This is a genomic window from Porphyromonas catoniae ATCC 51270 (assembly GCF_000565015.1).
Taxonomy (GTDB): Bacteria; Bacteroidota; Bacteroidia; order Bacteroidales; family Porphyromonadaceae; genus Porphyromonas; species Porphyromonas catoniae.
In genome coordinates this window covers 52,692-66,694 of the sequence record NZ_JDFF01000024.1, presented here as the reverse complement: position 1 = coordinate 66,694, position 14,003 = coordinate 52,692, and the positions used below count along the sequence as shown (strand labels likewise).

The window sequence follows — 14,003 nt, the reverse complement described above, 5'->3', positions numbered from 1 at the left end:
CTGAGCATAATGACCTACACAAAGCATCTATCTGCACTCCTCATTGCAGTTGCTATGGCAACCTCAGCCCTAGCACAGCAGCATCGCTCCGTACTCGAGCTTAATGGACAGGGGGAGCACTTATTGATTCCCTCCCATCCAGACTTCAATATTCCACCTGATGGGAGCTATACCATCAGCCTACACCTATCGGGTGACCGCACAATCATATACAACACAGGTCAACGCCTCATCTCACGTAGAGACCTAAAAGCACCTAAGGGCAGCAATCAGAGCGGATATGAGTTACTCGGTCTAAGAAACCTAACCAAAGCATTCTTTGGCGTGTCAACACCAGACAGCACCGGTGGCTATGATCACTCGCTGAACATCTGGACGGGTGACGAGGCACTACGAAGGGAGCTACGTACGTGGCATCATGTAGCATGGGTGGTAGACAGAGATCAACACCGCATGCTCCTCTACATAGATGGAGAGCTTCAAAGAAAGGGACAGAGCCCCGACATCGGTAGCTGGAGCATGGAACAAAACCTCCCCATACTCATCGGTGCGGCACAAGAAGGAGAGAGAAGAGTAGCGTTCTATGGTGGGAAGCTGGACAATATACGTTTCTATCGTCGAGCTTTATCACCATCAGAGATCAGAGAAGACAGCCAAACCGAGCGCATCAGCCACAAGGCAGAGGGTCTCGTAGCCGCATACGAGTTCGATAACTATCGACCTGGTGACACAATAATAAATGATGTCACGGGGAGGCACCCTGCGCACCTTATAGGCTTCCCCCAGCGTCTCCCCCATCACTCAGTACGCTCCTATCGGGAGCATGGCACCAATGCCACCTTGGTAGGGCGAGGTACCACACAACCCCTCTTCACCTTTTCGCTTGGCTTAGCTAGCCCCGAGCGTCTACGCTCCCTTGCCCTTAATCTCAGTGGTACCACTCCCTCCGCCCTTACCCAAGTAAAGCTCTACGAGACACAGAATGGGGATCGTTTTGACCCACGCAGTCCAGGGAGGCTCATTGCCACAGGGAAGGTTGGCAAGGGATGTAAGGTTACACTTCGTCCTGTATCTAAGACTCAAACCCTCAACGCTCACAGCAAGCTATGGGTAGTCACCGATGTCGCCTCTAGTGCTCCCGAGGGAGGGAAGATTGTCTCTCGTCTTCTGGAGGTACGTCTATCAGGTACCGCCCAGCCCTTTCATCCTGATACACTCTCTAGGGCCTATGAGCATGAGATCGTCCTACAACGTACACTCCTCTGGGCTCCAGGAGAGAACCACTCGGCACACTACCGCATACCTGGGATCGTTCGTCTCAATGATGGTACGCTAGTAGCCAGTATAGACAAGCGCAAGAATAGCGAATATGACCTACCCGAGGATATTGATGTCGAGGTTAAGCTCAGCCACGATATGGGTAAGACCTGGAGTAGACCAATCACCGTAGCAAAGGGTAGCCCTCAGCAGGGATTCGGAGATGCAGCTATGGCTACTGATGGGCATACAATACACATGGTCATGGTCAGTGGTAGCGGGCTGTGGCATTATCCCTCTCAAGCAAAGAAGCCCCTACAGATGTACTACACGAGTAGTAGCGATGGAGGTAAGAGCTGGAGTACCGTGCGTGAAATATCGGATGAGGTATATGGCGACCGCTTCCGTTATGGAGGATTCTTTGGATCGGGTAACGGTATCATCACCAGTAAGGGAAGAATTATGTTTGTGGCTGCTATGCGTACTGGCGAAGAATGGGGGGGCACAATGGATAATGTACTCGTCTACTCCGACGACCAAGGTAGGACATGGCATACCTCTCCTGTTGCACGTGCTAATGGGGACGAGTCCAAGGTCGTAGAGCTCAGCGATGGTACGCTCCTCATCTCTAGCCGCAATAGGGCTGGGGGGGCGAATGCTCGTACCTTCGTGCGCTCTACCGACTCTGGGATGACCTGGAGTGAACCTCAGACTTGGCCTGAGCTAACAGGTAACGCCTGCAATGCTGCCCTTGCTCGCTATGCCCCTATTGGCAGCGGTAAGGATCAACACCTCCTCCTGCATACACTCCCCACAAGCCCTACACGTGATCACCTACGCCTCTTCCTAAGTGAGGACGAAGGCAAGACATGGCGGTACTCCCGTGAGCTATGTGCTGGTGAGGCGGTCTATAGTGAGCTTGTGATCCTACCCGATGGCTCAATTGGGGTCATCAGTGAGGAGGATGATCGTCCAGGCTTCGATATCTACTTCACTCGGGTGAGCCTCGATTGGCTAAGAGGAGGCAAGCAACACTAGCCCCTTACCCTAGAGGATATATATAATAAAGCCGTGCATGACTAGTTCATGCACGGCTTTATTATGTCTTATATTCTTGAGGTCTCAGCCTACCCTACTTGCCCTTGAGTGCCTCGAAGTAGGTATCCAGAAGATGCTGGGCCCCGACGAAAGAGGATAGAGTGTCCGAGAGCACTTGTTGCTCCACCTCGGGACGAAGGCGTTGCACATGCTCATTTTGGTAGAAGGAGGCCTTCAGGGCATCGTTGATACTCTCATACATCCACCACTTCGCTTGACGCTGGCGCTTTTCCGTGAAGTAGCCTGAGTCCATCGCAAAGTGTCGGTACTCGTCAATCATATCCCAAATCTCCTTGATACCTATACCATAGAAGCCCGAATAAGTAAGCACCTTCGGTCTCCAACCCGACTCGGTTGGCGGGAAGAGATGTAGGGCGTTTCGAAAGTGCGATGCTGCAAGGTTAGCCTTGTCAATGTTGTCACCATCGGCCTTGTTTATGACAATGGCATCTGCCATCTCCATGATGCCACGCTTGATCCCCTGTAGTTCATCTCCTGTACCTGCCAGCTGTATGAGCAGGAAGAAGTCCACCATCGAGTGTACTGCTGTCTCACTCTGCCCGACACCTACTGTCTCTACAAAGATTGTGTCGAAGCCTGCCGCCTCACATAGGATAATCGTCTCCCTTGTCTTACGAGCAACTCCACCGAGGGATCCTGCCGTAGGGCTAGGACGTATGAAGGCATTCTTCTCTCTGGAGAGCTGTTCCATACGCGTCTTATCACCCAGGATTGACCCACCCGAGCGTTCACTGCTTGGGTCGATGGCTAGGACAGCGAGCTTACGCCCCTGCTTGACGAGGTGCATACCGAAGGTATCAATCGAAGTACTCTTCCCAGCTCCAGGCACCCCTGTGATGCCGATACGCATAGATTTACCCGAGTAAGGCAGGCAACGCTCTATGATCTGCTGAGCAATAGCCTGATGCTCTGGTCGGTTACTCTCCACGAGCGTAACGGCCTGACTCAGGCATGTGATGTCGGAGGCGAGTATCCCAGTCACGAACTCATCTACCGTATAGGTACGCCGTGCTACACGCCTAAAGTTTGGGTTAATCATCGGCTGTGCCACCACCCCCTCATTGACCTTGAGTCCCATGTAAGCGGGGTCATTCTCTGGGTGATGCAGTCGCTCTTCGTTGATATCCATATCGTAGGTATATATCTGTTTGTGTTGTATATGCTCGCTAGGAGAAAGGAGTGGAGGGAAAGGATCAATAATTCATTACACACCCCTCGCCCCCTCATGAGTCATCAGCTCCTCTAGGTAAGCCTTCAGCACAAGCGGATGGCAGTGCGCCTCGTCTCGTGCAGCATAAATGAGTGTCACCCGCTCCTCTCGCATCACTTTGCTCAAGAAGGTTTGGCAGGCACCGCTCGCCCGCAGCTCTGTGAGATAACGCTCGCTGAAGGTAGCCCACCGTGTAGGGTCATGCCCAAACCAGCGACGAAGCTCCGAGGAGGGAGCAAGATCTTTGTTCCACTCATCTAGCCTTGCCTCCTCTTTGCTTAGCCCACGAGGCCAAAGGCGGTCAACGAGGACTCGGTAGCCATCGGTCGGAGAGGCAGGCAAGTAGGCTCGCTTGAGAAGTAGCTCCATTGCTCTAACTGACTAGAAGACATACAAGGGAGGGAAAAGCTATTCACCTCTCTAAGGCAAAGGTACACTAATTCCCGTGTAAGATGAATGGTGTCCATCCCTTCTCCTCTAAACTGGATACCTTAGATGACTCAGTAGCTTCAGACAGCCATAGGAGCATTGCCTCAAGTTATGAGGTTCATCCAGTTGCCTAGGACTGCTAAGAGGGGGTGAAACGTATCCCTTCATGGATTACCATCCTTATCCATAAAGGGGTTGCTTGGTTACCCTTGCATGGGTTGCATCCATTACCCTTGCAAGGATAACACAGGAAACCCTTGCAAGGGTATTTTTTAAGGGTATAAAATATCGATGAATAAAGGGGTAATGACTATGTGGATACAGGTGAGATAAACCAGCGCAGAAGAGAGTAATGAAGCATAGAAGAACGGAGTATAGAGATGGAAGAAAGAGTGTCGTGGAGGGTGCGTAGAACCCGTACATTTAACTATCTTTGTAGGCGTCATGCTACTTTTTGAGTTCTTATTTACGTTCCTCAAAGGGATCCTTATCGGGATGTTGGTCTCTGCTCCTATGGGGCCAACAGGTCTGCTGTGTCTCAGAGAGACGACACGTGGTGGTAGGCGACAAGGGATGCTCGTAGGACTGGGTGCTACGCTGAGTGACCTTGTATATGGTCTCATAGCCTACTGGGGTGTGGGGATCGTACTGAACTTGCTCGATGAATATAGTAGCTCGTTACGTCTTGGAGGAAGCATCTTCATCCTTGGCTTCTGCGCCATACTTCTGACCAGGCGTGTCACGCCGAGGGAAGACGAAGAGCCTGTACAAGCCCATCCACTGAAGTCGGTTTATAGCGTGAAGAAAGTCTCAGGCTCATTCTTCCTTACGCTCTCCAATCCCTTCATCATCCTTCTCTTCTTGCCTCTCTACACTCGACTAGAGTTCGTCCGTGTGGTGAAGCTACAGTTCGTGGAGTTCTTTGTTGCCATGGCAGGCATAGGCATAGGGTGCTTACTCTGGTGGGTCATCCTAACCTATATAGTAAAGAAGCTCTCCATTCATTTCGGAGTGGGGAGCTTGGAGTGGATCAACCGAACGGTAGCATTCATCCTGATTGTCATCGCTGTGATGGGAATCTACTCCGTCGCCTTTGAGTAAGGGGATGCACCAACATGCTCTAACGCCCACTCCAACCGCAGCCAGTCAAATGAAGCAAACATCCATACCACACCTCGAGCGTAATCATCGCTCCCTAGAGGCTATCACTCCTCTGCTCCGTGAGCAAGGGCAGGTTCTCTATATCGATACCCTTAACTGGCGAAAGGACTTCCCTCATCGCCCTCTCGTGGCAGCCTATTTGGGCTACGACGATGAGGCTCTATACCTGACCTATGTTGTTGATGGTGAGGATCTGCGTACACTCTCCCCAGGGGATGGGAACTATGTACATGTAGACAGCTGTGTGGAGTTCTTCATGCAACGAGAGCGAGGGGATGCATACACAAACTTCGAATTCAATGCTGCTGGAGTGTGCTATGCAGCTCATCACTCTAGTCCCTCCGAGAGCGTGCTGCTCTCAGACGAGGAATTTAAGTCCATCGAGCGTTGGGGTAGCCATCTCGGTAGACACGGCATAGAGGAGACGGGGCCACATGCATGGGTGCTGACGGTCAGCATCCCATGGCAAACAATGGGCTACAGCCAAGGTCACCCCGACCGCTTCTTCGCCAACCTCTACAAGTGTGGAGATAAGACGGCACACCCTCATTTCCTTAGTTGGGCACCCATCGAGGAAACAGCTCCTGCCTTTCATCGCCCGCAGTTCTTTGGTGAGCTAACACTCCTACCCTAGCCCATGTGCTCTACAATCCGTATCGCTTGCCTTGCTCTATCCTTCCTTGCCATTACCCAAGGATTAAAGGCTCAATCCCCCACCCTAGAGACGAAGCCCAGCCAAAGGGACTCACTCATCCAACTGCAAGAGCAACTCATTAATGAGCATTATGGGAGGAAGCGGTACGAAATCAAGAAGATCGACCGCCTCTTCCGATATGAGCCCCCCTACCCATACAATCATAACCGAGGCTATGACTTCCTGCATGCATTTGCAGAGAGTCAAGTGCGGACACACAATGAGACTCAAGGGAAGACCACGACCCTAATGCGCCTCATCCAATGGGCAACAGGCACGAACTTCGACTTCGGTAAGTGGCAGCTGGGCATTGATGGGATCGTAGATCTCATTCCAGACCGCAATAAGGTGGATGGGCAATGGCTAGGATATGAGCTACAACTCGTACGCCACCTAGGAGAGGGGAAGAGCATACGCCTACGCACGTCGAACAACTATACACTCCGCTCCCATCAGTGGTTTACAGAGAACCATCTGATGCTCTATTATGCTCCTCGGCTGAATGGACTCATTCTCCTCTCTGGCGGACGTACATCCCGAGGGACCACACACCTAACACCCGAAGAGATCTATCGGGACTATTACGGCACACTCCCCGCTACGAATAGCCCAGTCCGAGACTATGAGAAGCTCTACCTCATGCTACGTAATAGGCTCTCTCTCGGTAGCACGATAGACCTCTCCACATCGCTGACCTTCGAGGATCGTAAGAGCCAAGTATCTACGCCCCTACCACATCACCGCGCACTCGTGGCAGAGGGACAATTGCTCTGGGCTCCATCTTTCCTCAATCGTTCCTACACCTCTACGCCCATCCCTATTGGCTTCCGAAGGGAGCTTGGCCTCGTTTATAAACATGCCTTTCGTCCAGAGGGCATAGACAAGAGCAAAGTCCCCTATAGCAGCTACAGCTCTCTTGAGGGTTTTGTACGTGGCTGTATCCCCTTCACGGAGGATAACAAGCTCGAGTTTAAGCTGTCGGTCGGGGGGTATCTAAGTCATGCCCTCCGCACGGCTAGCGATGAGAAGTACTTTGCACACAGCTCAGCAGTTGGACGCCAATCGTTCCGCCAGGCTTGGGCAACTATGCCCCTCTTCTTTACAGGAGGAGAAGGCTGGACAACACAGGAATTCACCTTCTCTAGCAACCACTTCTTACTCTCTCGTACTCGTGCATTTGGGGAATTTCTCAAGATGGATGATGCCCTGCACGCCAAGAACTTTATTGGCTTCGATGGGCAAGCCTACACAGAGGCGGGCTACTCGGTAGGCTGGGGTGAGATGATGCGCCTTGGGCTCTTCGCTGGCTTTGACTATAGCAAGCACAAGGTAGGTGTTGCTTTAAGGCTGAGTCTACCACTCTTTTGTCTCACCTCCTCGTGGAGTGAACGACACTAAAACCGAGGTAACATCCCTCCATACATCTAGCTAACATAGGTCAAGGGGAGTACCCATGCAAGGGCCTACTTCCTACCCATGCAAGGGTCGCTCCTATTATCCATGCAAGGATAGGAAAGGAGACCCTTGCATGGGTTTCTTTTCACCCCTATCATGAGAAATCAAGAAGGAGCAATAAGAGTTAAACTACCAAGGGATTATGTATCCCGAGGGCATAGAGACACAGGGGTACAGAGAGGCATACACTACATTTCTTTTACTGGAGTATGTTGTATGAAAAAGTTTCTTACCTTTGCAGTGTGTCATAAATGTGACACACATCATCCACATTATAAACTATGATTACTGTAAAGCAACTATCATTCGGCTATACCCGTCGTCGTAACATCTTCGACAGCCTAAGCCTAGAGCTACCCAAAGGAAGCATCGTCGGTCTACTAGGGCGCAATGGCGAGGGGAAGACTACCCTACTCAAGCTCCTCTATGGGCAGCTCCTACGCCGTCAGGGAGAGCTCAAGGTATTAGACTCCGACCCGAAGCATCGAGCCGTCTCCTTCCTTCAGCAGGTGTATCTGCTACCAGAGGTGTTTCGGGTACCTCCGATCTCAATACGCAGCTTCTTCGATATATCTGCTCCCTTCTACCCTAACTACGATGAGACCGTAGCTAAGGAGCTGATAGATATCTTCGGGCTACAGTGGGATATGAACCTCAAGAAGATCTCCCAAGGACAGAAGAAGAAGGCTCTCATCGCCTTTGCCCTATCCCTGCGTGTGCCCCTGCTCCTACTCGATGAGCCTACCAACGGACTAGACATCCCGTCTAAGGGTGAGTTCCGCCGTGCCGTAGCTCGCTATACCTCAGACGAGCAGACCATCCTCATCAGTACACACCAAGTGAGAGACCTAGAGCAGCTGATCGACCGTGTACTCATCATGGAGCGAGGATCTATCTTCTGCAATGCCACAGTAGCAGATATCACAGAGCGACTAAGCTTCAGACTAATCACTCCCGAGCTGGCAAACAAGGCTCTCTATAGTGAGCCCTCAGCAGTAGGTACAGTAGGTATCCTACCTAACGATGGGAACGAAGATGGAGAGAGTAACTACAGTATGGAGCTCTTCTTCAATGCTGTTATCTCCGAGCGTGATCGTATCCTACAAGCACTCTCCCAAGGGCATTAGTCTATGACATCACACCCCTCCATCTTACACTCAAACGACATATACAACGACAATGAATACCTCTAGTCTCCATACATCATCCCTTGGTCGTATCTTCCTACTCACCAAGGCTAGCCTAACGGGCTCACTCAGATCCTTCCTGATCTTTCAGCTCGTCATGGCTATTGTCTTCATCGCAGCCCCCCTTCTCATTAACTTGATAGCCTCGGGATTCAGCCTAGAGTATGCCTATAGAGAGCTTGCCGAGTCCTTCCTCGACGGGACTCTTCTCCTCTCCTATGGTCTCGCCACCTGGATATACTGCCTAATCTGGATCTGCCAGCTCGTGCATACCTCTAATCCCTCAGCCTTCACGCAGATACCAGCCTCTGTCGGGGAGAAGATAGCTACGATGGCTCTAGCGACGCTTGGATACCTATTCATCACCCTGATGTCCATAACAATCATCGCACTAATCTTCAGCTGGATAGCACCCGATGCCGTAGTTAAGGACGAGTTCTTCTTATGGGAGGTAGGAAGGGAGCTCAGAGGAGAGATTGGCCATCTAAGCACAGCCAATCAGATCGCACTACTCTCCTCAACTATCTTTGCTATCGTGATGCCCGTCCTCTGCATGCTCTACTTCCGACGCCCACTCTTCGGATTTTGCGCCATTGGGCTCATCGTAATCCTTGTTGTTGGGATAAGCACCTCCCAGACAGTCAGGGTATTCAGTAACGCTAGCTACGATGACTATAGTAATATGGAACAGCTACAAAGGGAGCTGGAGTTCGTACGCAATATCTATAGTGGTATCATGCTTGTCGTTAATGCTGCCATAACCTACGGTATCTACTATAGGCTCAAGACAATCCAACTTAAGTAAGATGACATGGCTTATCTCAACGTGGGCTTCACCCACATCGTAGACTACATAACAGAGGGAATACTCTCTGGACGCTTCCCTGAAGAGGAGCGCATCCCTTCGGTGCGGGACATGGCCGTACTGATGCAGGTAGCCCCCAATACCGTCGTACATGCGTACGAGAAGCTCACCGCAAGGGAGCTTATCTATACACAGCGTGGTATCGGTTTCTATATTTCCACTGGGGCAAAGGAGCGTGTTCGTTCACAGCGCAAGGCTCTCTTCATGGAGGAGACCATCCCCCAGGTACAAAGGGAGGCTAGACTCATTGGCATTAGTGCCGACGAACTTCGTGAGGCTCTAGAGCTCTAGCACCATACGCTACAAGCAAAGAGAAAGCCCGTATCGACCTCAGGTTGAATACGGGCTTTCTCCTTCTATCCATAATAAGTCCTTGAGAGTTGAACCTATTAAAAAGGACATAACAAAGAGAACTTCTCCTCGGGTAAGCATGTGGAGCTATCGATGATGCCCCTGCAAAGTGTTACCTTTGTAAGTATAAAAGAACAATAGACATACAGCAGATGGAACATCCCTTATCCATATACAATACCCTGCACCGCAGGAAGGAGCAGTTCATCCCAACCCAAGCTCCCCACGTTGGGCTCTATGTTTGTGGTCCTACGGTCTATGGAGATGCTCATCTCGGGCATGCTCGACCAGCAATTACCTTTGACATCCTCTTTCGCTACCTCACTCACCTAGGCTACAAGGTACGCTACGTACGTAATATCACTGACGTTGGCCACCTAGAGCATGATGCAGATGAAGGAGAAGATAAGATCGCAAAGAAGGCTCGTCTAGAAAAGGTGGAGCCTATGGAGGTCGTGCAGTACTACCTAACCCGTTACCACCATGAGATGGATCGTCTTGGAGTACTTCCTCCCAGTATCGAGCCTATGGCCTCAGGGCATATCATAGAGCAGATTCAGCTCACTCAACAGATACTGGATGCTGGCTTTGCCTACGTCAGCGAGGGCTCTGTATACTTCGATGTAGAGAAGTATAACAAGAGCTATGGATATGGAGAACTAAGTGGGCGGCGCATCGAGGATATGCTGAGTAATACTCGCTCATTAGATGGGCAAGACGAAAAGCGTAATCCACTAGACTTCGCCCTATGGAAGAAGGCACAACCTGAGCATATCATGCATTGGCCTAGTCCATGGAGTGAGGGCTTCCCGGGGTGGCATGCCGAGTGTACGGCAATGGGACGTAAATACCTCGGTGAGCAGTTCGACATACACGGAGGTGGTATGGATTTAGTCTTCCCTCACCATGAGTGTGAGATAGCACAGGCTAAGGCTTCACAACACGGAGAAGCTATGGTACGCTACTGGATGCACAATAATATGATTACTATCGGAGGGCAGAAGATGGGCAAATCGCTCGGGAACTTCATTACTCTGGAGCAGTTCTTCTCTGGAGAGCATCCCATGCTTACCCAAGCCTATAGTCCGATGACAATTCGCTTCTTCATCCTCAGTGCTCACTATCGTGGTACCGTAGACTTCAGCAATGAGGCTCTACAAGCAGCGGAGAAGGGGCTTACTCGCCTACTGGATGCAGCTATCCTACTTGACACACTGAAAAGTAGTGTATCCTCCAGCGTAGATATCCATGGTCTATCGGAGCGTTGCCACGCAGCACTAAATGACGACCTAAATACACCCATTGTTATCGCTGAGCTCTTTGATACTGCACGTATCATCAACTCAATCCATAATGGTCAGGCAACAATCAGCGCCACAGACCTTGTGGAGCTGAAGCAAGCATATCATCTCTTCCTCTTTGACCTACTTGGCATCCGAGATGAGCGTATGGGTGAGGGAGCTTCTCATGAGGCATTCAGTGGAGCTGTGAATCTCCTCCTCGCCCTCAGAGCTGAGGCAAAGAGCAAAAAGGACTGGACTACCTCTGACCACATTCGTAAAGAGTTAGAGGCACTTGGTTTCATCATTAAGGACACCAAGGAAGGTACAGAGTGGTCTCTCTAGCCCATGCGGTACAGCTTCATTATCCCTGTATATAACCGTCCCGATGAACTAAGGGAACTGCTGGAGAGCATTACTCTTCAGCAGCTGAACGACTATGAGGTTATCGTCATTGAAGATGGGTCTAGCCTTACCTCTGAGGCTGTGATACACGACTTCACCCCGACAATTCATTCACTACATTACTATCAAGTACCTAACGGTGGCCCCTCCCGTGCTCGGAATATCGGTGTCGGGTACGCCATGGGAGACTACATCATCATATTGGACTCTGATGTTGTCCTACCCGCGGGCTACCTACAAGCAGTAGATACAGCACTGAGAGGACAAGCAATTGATGCATTCGGTGGACCTGACGCAGCCTCTGATGACTTCACCCCGATCCAAAAGGCCATCAACTATGCTATGACCTCTCCCCTAACTACGGGAGGGATAAGAGGAGGTAGTGCCTCTGCTATGGAGCAGTTTAAGCCTCGGAGTTTTAACCTTGGTTGCCGTAGAGAGCTTTACCTACACCTAGGAGGCTTTGATGAGAGTCTACGGTTTGGGGAAGACATAGACTTTAGCCTACGCCTTATCAAAGCTGGAGCTAAGACTGCGCTTATCCCTGAGGCTTTCGTTTATCATAAGCGTCGGGTAGACTTTCGTCGCTTCTTCAAGCAGGTTCACAACTCAGGTATAGCACGCATCCATCTTGAGACGCGCCATCCAGGTAGTACCCATCTTGTACATCTCTTACCCGCACTCTTTACGGTATTCTCTGTCCTTGCCCTCTGCAGTGGAGTAGGTATTGGTCTACTTATTTTGCTGGGACTCGTCTTCTTCATTGATGCTTGGCTCCGTACAAGAGATGGGGAGGTAGCCCTACTGGCAGTACCTGCCTGTTTCATACAGCTCTGGGGATATGGATCTGGCTTCCTAAGAGCTTGGTGGCGTAAGTACGTGATGAGGGGAAAGGAATTTACAGCTTTCCATGACAACTTCTATGACTAGTCGTATCGTCCTTGGGCTCCTAACATTGATTACTCTAGTACTGTCATCGTGTCGTCCAGAGAAGCGTAGCACTGATTCAGCTAGAGTCTCTGTTCCTGCTTACCTCTCGACACCTACCGAACGACGAGACTACATCATCTCCCACTACTGGAAGCGAGGCCTTTCTCCCCAGGCAACGAAGGGTGAGGTAGATGGTCTCGTATTAGACTTCTGTGGCTTCCTATCTGGAGCAAGCACAGCTACCATTCGTCCTGCACTCGTACGCTCTCTGGAGCAATGCCCTGACGAACAACTATCCCTACTTCTGGCCTCCTACCGTTCAATACTTGCTAACCCCAAGTCTCATCTTCGAGACGAGGATAGCTATAAAATTATCCTCCACTGGCTGATCCGAACGACACGTCTCGACCCTAGCCTTCGAGCCGAAGCACAGCAAGAATACGTTAGAATAGAGACACAACAAAGAGGTACTCAGCACTAAGCCTATGCGAAGCAAACGACTATTGACAGAGCTCCTCGAATACCTAGAGCTCTTTGAAGAAGCCTTCCCTCATGAGGAGGAGCTAAGCCTACAGAGCTTCATTACCTTCGCAAGTAGTCTACTAAACGACCGACACCTAGCTCAGTCATCCTCATGCCCCATGCCTCGTGAGGTATCTATAGCACGCCGGCTAAGCCTACTCCAACGTTACTCAAAGAGCTACATCAAGCGGGCTCTGCTTGCCTCTGATTTACTCCAGAGCGAGGAAGAGTACTCGTACCTAGTGAGCCTAATGAGTGGGCCACTAACCAAGACCACCCTCAACACCCTCAATGCCATCGAGAAGACCAGTGGAGCCGAGATCATCCGTCGGCTCGTTGTGAAGGGTCTAGCAGAAGAGATGCCCGACGAACGAGACCGCAGGAGCGTACTCGTATCAATCACTCCTCTTGGACGCATGGAGCTAGGCAAAGTCTTTCCACAGCTGCGTACCGCAGCCATGCTCCTATCACAGTCTCTCCAACCAGAGCAACGAGCGATGCTTGACCTCCTGCTGGATCATCTCTGTACGACCCATGCAGACCTTGCCCAGAGCAAGTCAGACGGCACACTCTCTGCTCTACTTGCCGAGATAGAGAAGAGATAAGGATATAGGTCTAAGCCTACTTATTTCTCACTGATGCTTTTATACTATCTTTGCACCAGTTCCAACCAATAGTTAATTTATCCTAAGTACAAATAGAAATGGGAAAGTTCATCCAAGAGTTTAAGGAGTTTGCCCTCAAGGGTAATGTCATGGATATGGCCGTGGGTATCATCATAGGTGGTGCATTCGGTAAGATTGTATCCTCCCTAGTTAATGATATCATCATGCCCCCTATTGGGCTCATCACAGGTAGTAGCTTCGAGGACGCAAAGGTCGTACTCCGTGCTGCCGAAGTTGACACAACAACGGGGGAAACCCTCAAGGAGGCCATCACGCTGAACTGGGGTAGCTTCGTGCAGACGACTGTAGACTTCTTCATCATCGCCCTCTGTATCTTCCTCCTCATCAAGGCTATGAACAGCTTCCGCAAGAAGAAAGAAGAGGAGCCAGCAGCACCTGCCCCAACGCCAGAAGATATTGAACTCCTTCGTGAGATCCGTGATGAGCTAAAGCGTCGAGGCTAAGCTCTATTC

Annotated in this window: 14 protein-coding genes; 12 read left to right on the top strand and 2 right to left on the bottom strand. The window is 50.7% G+C overall.

What is annotated here, in order from left to right:
* Nucleotides 1–9: 9 nt before the first annotated feature.
* Nucleotides 10–2,295 (top strand): exo-alpha-sialidase, encoded by a 2,286-nt coding sequence (locus HMPREF0636_RS06620; RefSeq protein WP_044169307.1) that lies wholly within the window; start codon nt 10–12, stop codon nt 2,293–2,295.
* Between the two features lie 94 nt (nt 2,296–2,389).
* Here the strand turns inward: HMPREF0636_RS06620 and meaB are convergent, their stop codons facing one another.
* Both meaB and HMPREF0636_RS06610 read right to left on the bottom strand, forming a co-directional pair.
* Nucleotides 2,390–3,505, bottom strand: coding sequence for a methylmalonyl Co-A mutase-associated GTPase MeaB (meaB, locus tag HMPREF0636_RS06615; protein ID WP_248616893.1), 1,116 nt, complete (start codon nt 3,503–3,505; stop codon nt 2,390–2,392).
* A 75-nt stretch (nt 3,506–3,580) separates the two neighbouring features.
* A complete protein-coding gene (locus HMPREF0636_RS06610; RefSeq protein ID WP_044169305.1) occupies nt 3,581–3,955 on the bottom strand; it encodes a DUF488 domain-containing protein in 375 nt (124 codons plus the stop codon).
* Between the two features lie 504 nt (nt 3,956–4,459).
* On the opposite strand from HMPREF0636_RS06610, the gene HMPREF0636_RS06605 reads away from it, so the two are divergent.
* The 11 genes from HMPREF0636_RS06605 (at nt 4,460) to mscL (ending at nt 13,994) form a co-directional block, all read left to right on the top strand.
* On the top strand, nt 4,460–5,116 hold the full coding sequence (locus HMPREF0636_RS06605; RefSeq protein ID WP_005468856.1) for a LysE family translocator: 657 nt from the start codon (nt 4,460–4,462) through the stop codon (nt 5,114–5,116).
* A gap of 49 nt (nt 5,117–5,165) precedes the next feature.
* Nucleotides 5,166–5,810 carry a carbohydrate-binding family 9-like protein gene (locus HMPREF0636_RS06600; protein WP_044169303.1) on the top strand — a complete coding sequence of 215 codons (645 nt, stop codon included), beginning with the start codon at nt 5,166–5,168 and terminating at the stop codon, nt 5,808–5,810.
* Nucleotides 5,811–5,813: 3 nt separating this feature from the next.
* Nucleotides 5,814–7,268, top strand: coding sequence for a DUF5686 family C-terminal domain-containing protein (locus HMPREF0636_RS06595; RefSeq protein WP_044169302.1), 1,455 nt, complete (start codon nt 5,814–5,816; stop codon nt 7,266–7,268).
* Nucleotides 7,269–7,606: 338 nt separating this feature from the next.
* A complete protein-coding gene (locus HMPREF0636_RS06590; protein ID WP_044169300.1) occupies nt 7,607–8,452 on the top strand; it encodes an ATP-binding cassette domain-containing protein in 846 nt (281 codons plus the stop codon).
* A 52-nt stretch (nt 8,453–8,504) separates the two neighbouring features.
* A complete protein-coding gene (locus tag HMPREF0636_RS06585) occupies nt 8,505–9,317 on the top strand; it encodes a hypothetical protein (protein WP_044169297.1) in 813 nt (270 codons plus the stop codon).
* Between the two features lie 6 nt (nt 9,318–9,323).
* The gene (locus HMPREF0636_RS06580; protein WP_005468861.1) at nt 9,324–9,668 is read left to right on the top strand and encodes a GntR family transcriptional regulator; all 345 of its coding nucleotides are present in this window, start codon (nt 9,324–9,326) and stop codon (nt 9,666–9,668) included.
* A 212-nt stretch (nt 9,669–9,880) separates the two neighbouring features.
* Nucleotides 9,881–11,353, top strand: coding sequence for a cysteine--tRNA ligase (gene cysS, locus HMPREF0636_RS06575; protein WP_044169295.1), 1,473 nt, complete (start codon nt 9,881–9,883; stop codon nt 11,351–11,353).
* Nucleotides 11,354–11,356: 3 nt separating this feature from the next.
* Nucleotides 11,357–12,343 (top strand): glycosyltransferase, encoded by a 987-nt coding sequence (locus HMPREF0636_RS06570; protein ID WP_044169293.1) that lies wholly within the window; start codon nt 11,357–11,359, stop codon nt 12,341–12,343.
* Entirely contained in the window at nt 12,336–12,824 is a 489-nt protein-coding gene (locus tag HMPREF0636_RS06565; protein WP_044169291.1) for a DUF5106 domain-containing protein, read from the top strand. Before HMPREF0636_RS06570 ends, HMPREF0636_RS06565 begins: the two co-directional genes overlap by 8 nt.
* Before the next feature lie 4 nt (nt 12,825–12,828).
* On the top strand, nt 12,829–13,470 hold the full coding sequence (locus HMPREF0636_RS06560) for a MarR family winged helix-turn-helix transcriptional regulator (RefSeq protein WP_044169290.1): 642 nt from the start codon (nt 12,829–12,831) through the stop codon (nt 13,468–13,470).
* A 98-nt stretch (nt 13,471–13,568) separates the two neighbouring features.
* Complete coding sequence (mscL, locus tag HMPREF0636_RS06555; protein ID WP_005468868.1) at nt 13,569–13,994, top strand: large-conductance mechanosensitive channel protein MscL; 426 nt, start codon at nt 13,569–13,571, stop codon at nt 13,992–13,994.
* The last annotated feature ends 9 nt before the right edge of the window (nt 13,995–14,003 follow it).

What these genes read in the sequence shown, in the direction of transcription:
- HMPREF0636_RS06590 (WP_044169300.1), top strand. Translation starts at nt 7,607, where the DNA reads ATGATTACTGTAAAGCAACTATCATTCGGCTATACCCGTCGTCGTAAC.
- HMPREF0636_RS06565 (WP_044169291.1), top strand. Translation starts at nt 12,336, where the DNA reads ATGACTAGTCGTATCGTCCTTGGGCTCCTAACATTGATTACTCTAGTA.
- HMPREF0636_RS06585 (WP_044169297.1), top strand. Translation starts at nt 8,505, where the DNA reads ATGAATACCTCTAGTCTCCATACATCATCCCTTGGTCGTATCTTCCTA.
- HMPREF0636_RS06610 (WP_044169305.1), bottom strand. Translation starts at nt 3,955, where the DNA reads ATGGAGCTACTTCTCAAGCGAGCCTACTTGCCTGCCTCTCCGACCGAT.
- HMPREF0636_RS06570 (WP_044169293.1), top strand. Translation starts at nt 11,357, where the DNA reads ATGCGGTACAGCTTCATTATCCCTGTATATAACCGTCCCGATGAACTA.
- cysS (WP_044169295.1), top strand. Translation starts at nt 9,881, where the DNA reads ATGGAACATCCCTTATCCATATACAATACCCTGCACCGCAGGAAGGAG.
- HMPREF0636_RS06620 (WP_044169307.1), top strand. Translation starts at nt 10, where the DNA reads ATGACCTACACAAAGCATCTATCTGCACTCCTCATTGCAGTTGCTATG.
- HMPREF0636_RS06605 (WP_005468856.1), top strand. Translation starts at nt 4,460, where the DNA reads ATGCTACTTTTTGAGTTCTTATTTACGTTCCTCAAAGGGATCCTTATC.
- HMPREF0636_RS06580 (WP_005468861.1), top strand. Translation starts at nt 9,324, where the DNA reads ATGGCTTATCTCAACGTGGGCTTCACCCACATCGTAGACTACATAACA.
- mscL (WP_005468868.1), top strand. Translation starts at nt 13,569, where the DNA reads ATGGGAAAGTTCATCCAAGAGTTTAAGGAGTTTGCCCTCAAGGGTAAT.
- meaB (WP_248616893.1), bottom strand. Translation starts at nt 3,505, where the DNA reads ATGGATATCAACGAAGAGCGACTGCATCACCCAGAGAATGACCCCGCT.
- HMPREF0636_RS06595 (WP_044169302.1), top strand. Translation starts at nt 5,814, where the DNA reads ATGTGCTCTACAATCCGTATCGCTTGCCTTGCTCTATCCTTCCTTGCC.
- HMPREF0636_RS06600 (WP_044169303.1), top strand. Translation starts at nt 5,166, where the DNA reads ATGAAGCAAACATCCATACCACACCTCGAGCGTAATCATCGCTCCCTA.
- HMPREF0636_RS06560 (WP_044169290.1), top strand. Translation starts at nt 12,829, where the DNA reads ATGCGAAGCAAACGACTATTGACAGAGCTCCTCGAATACCTAGAGCTC.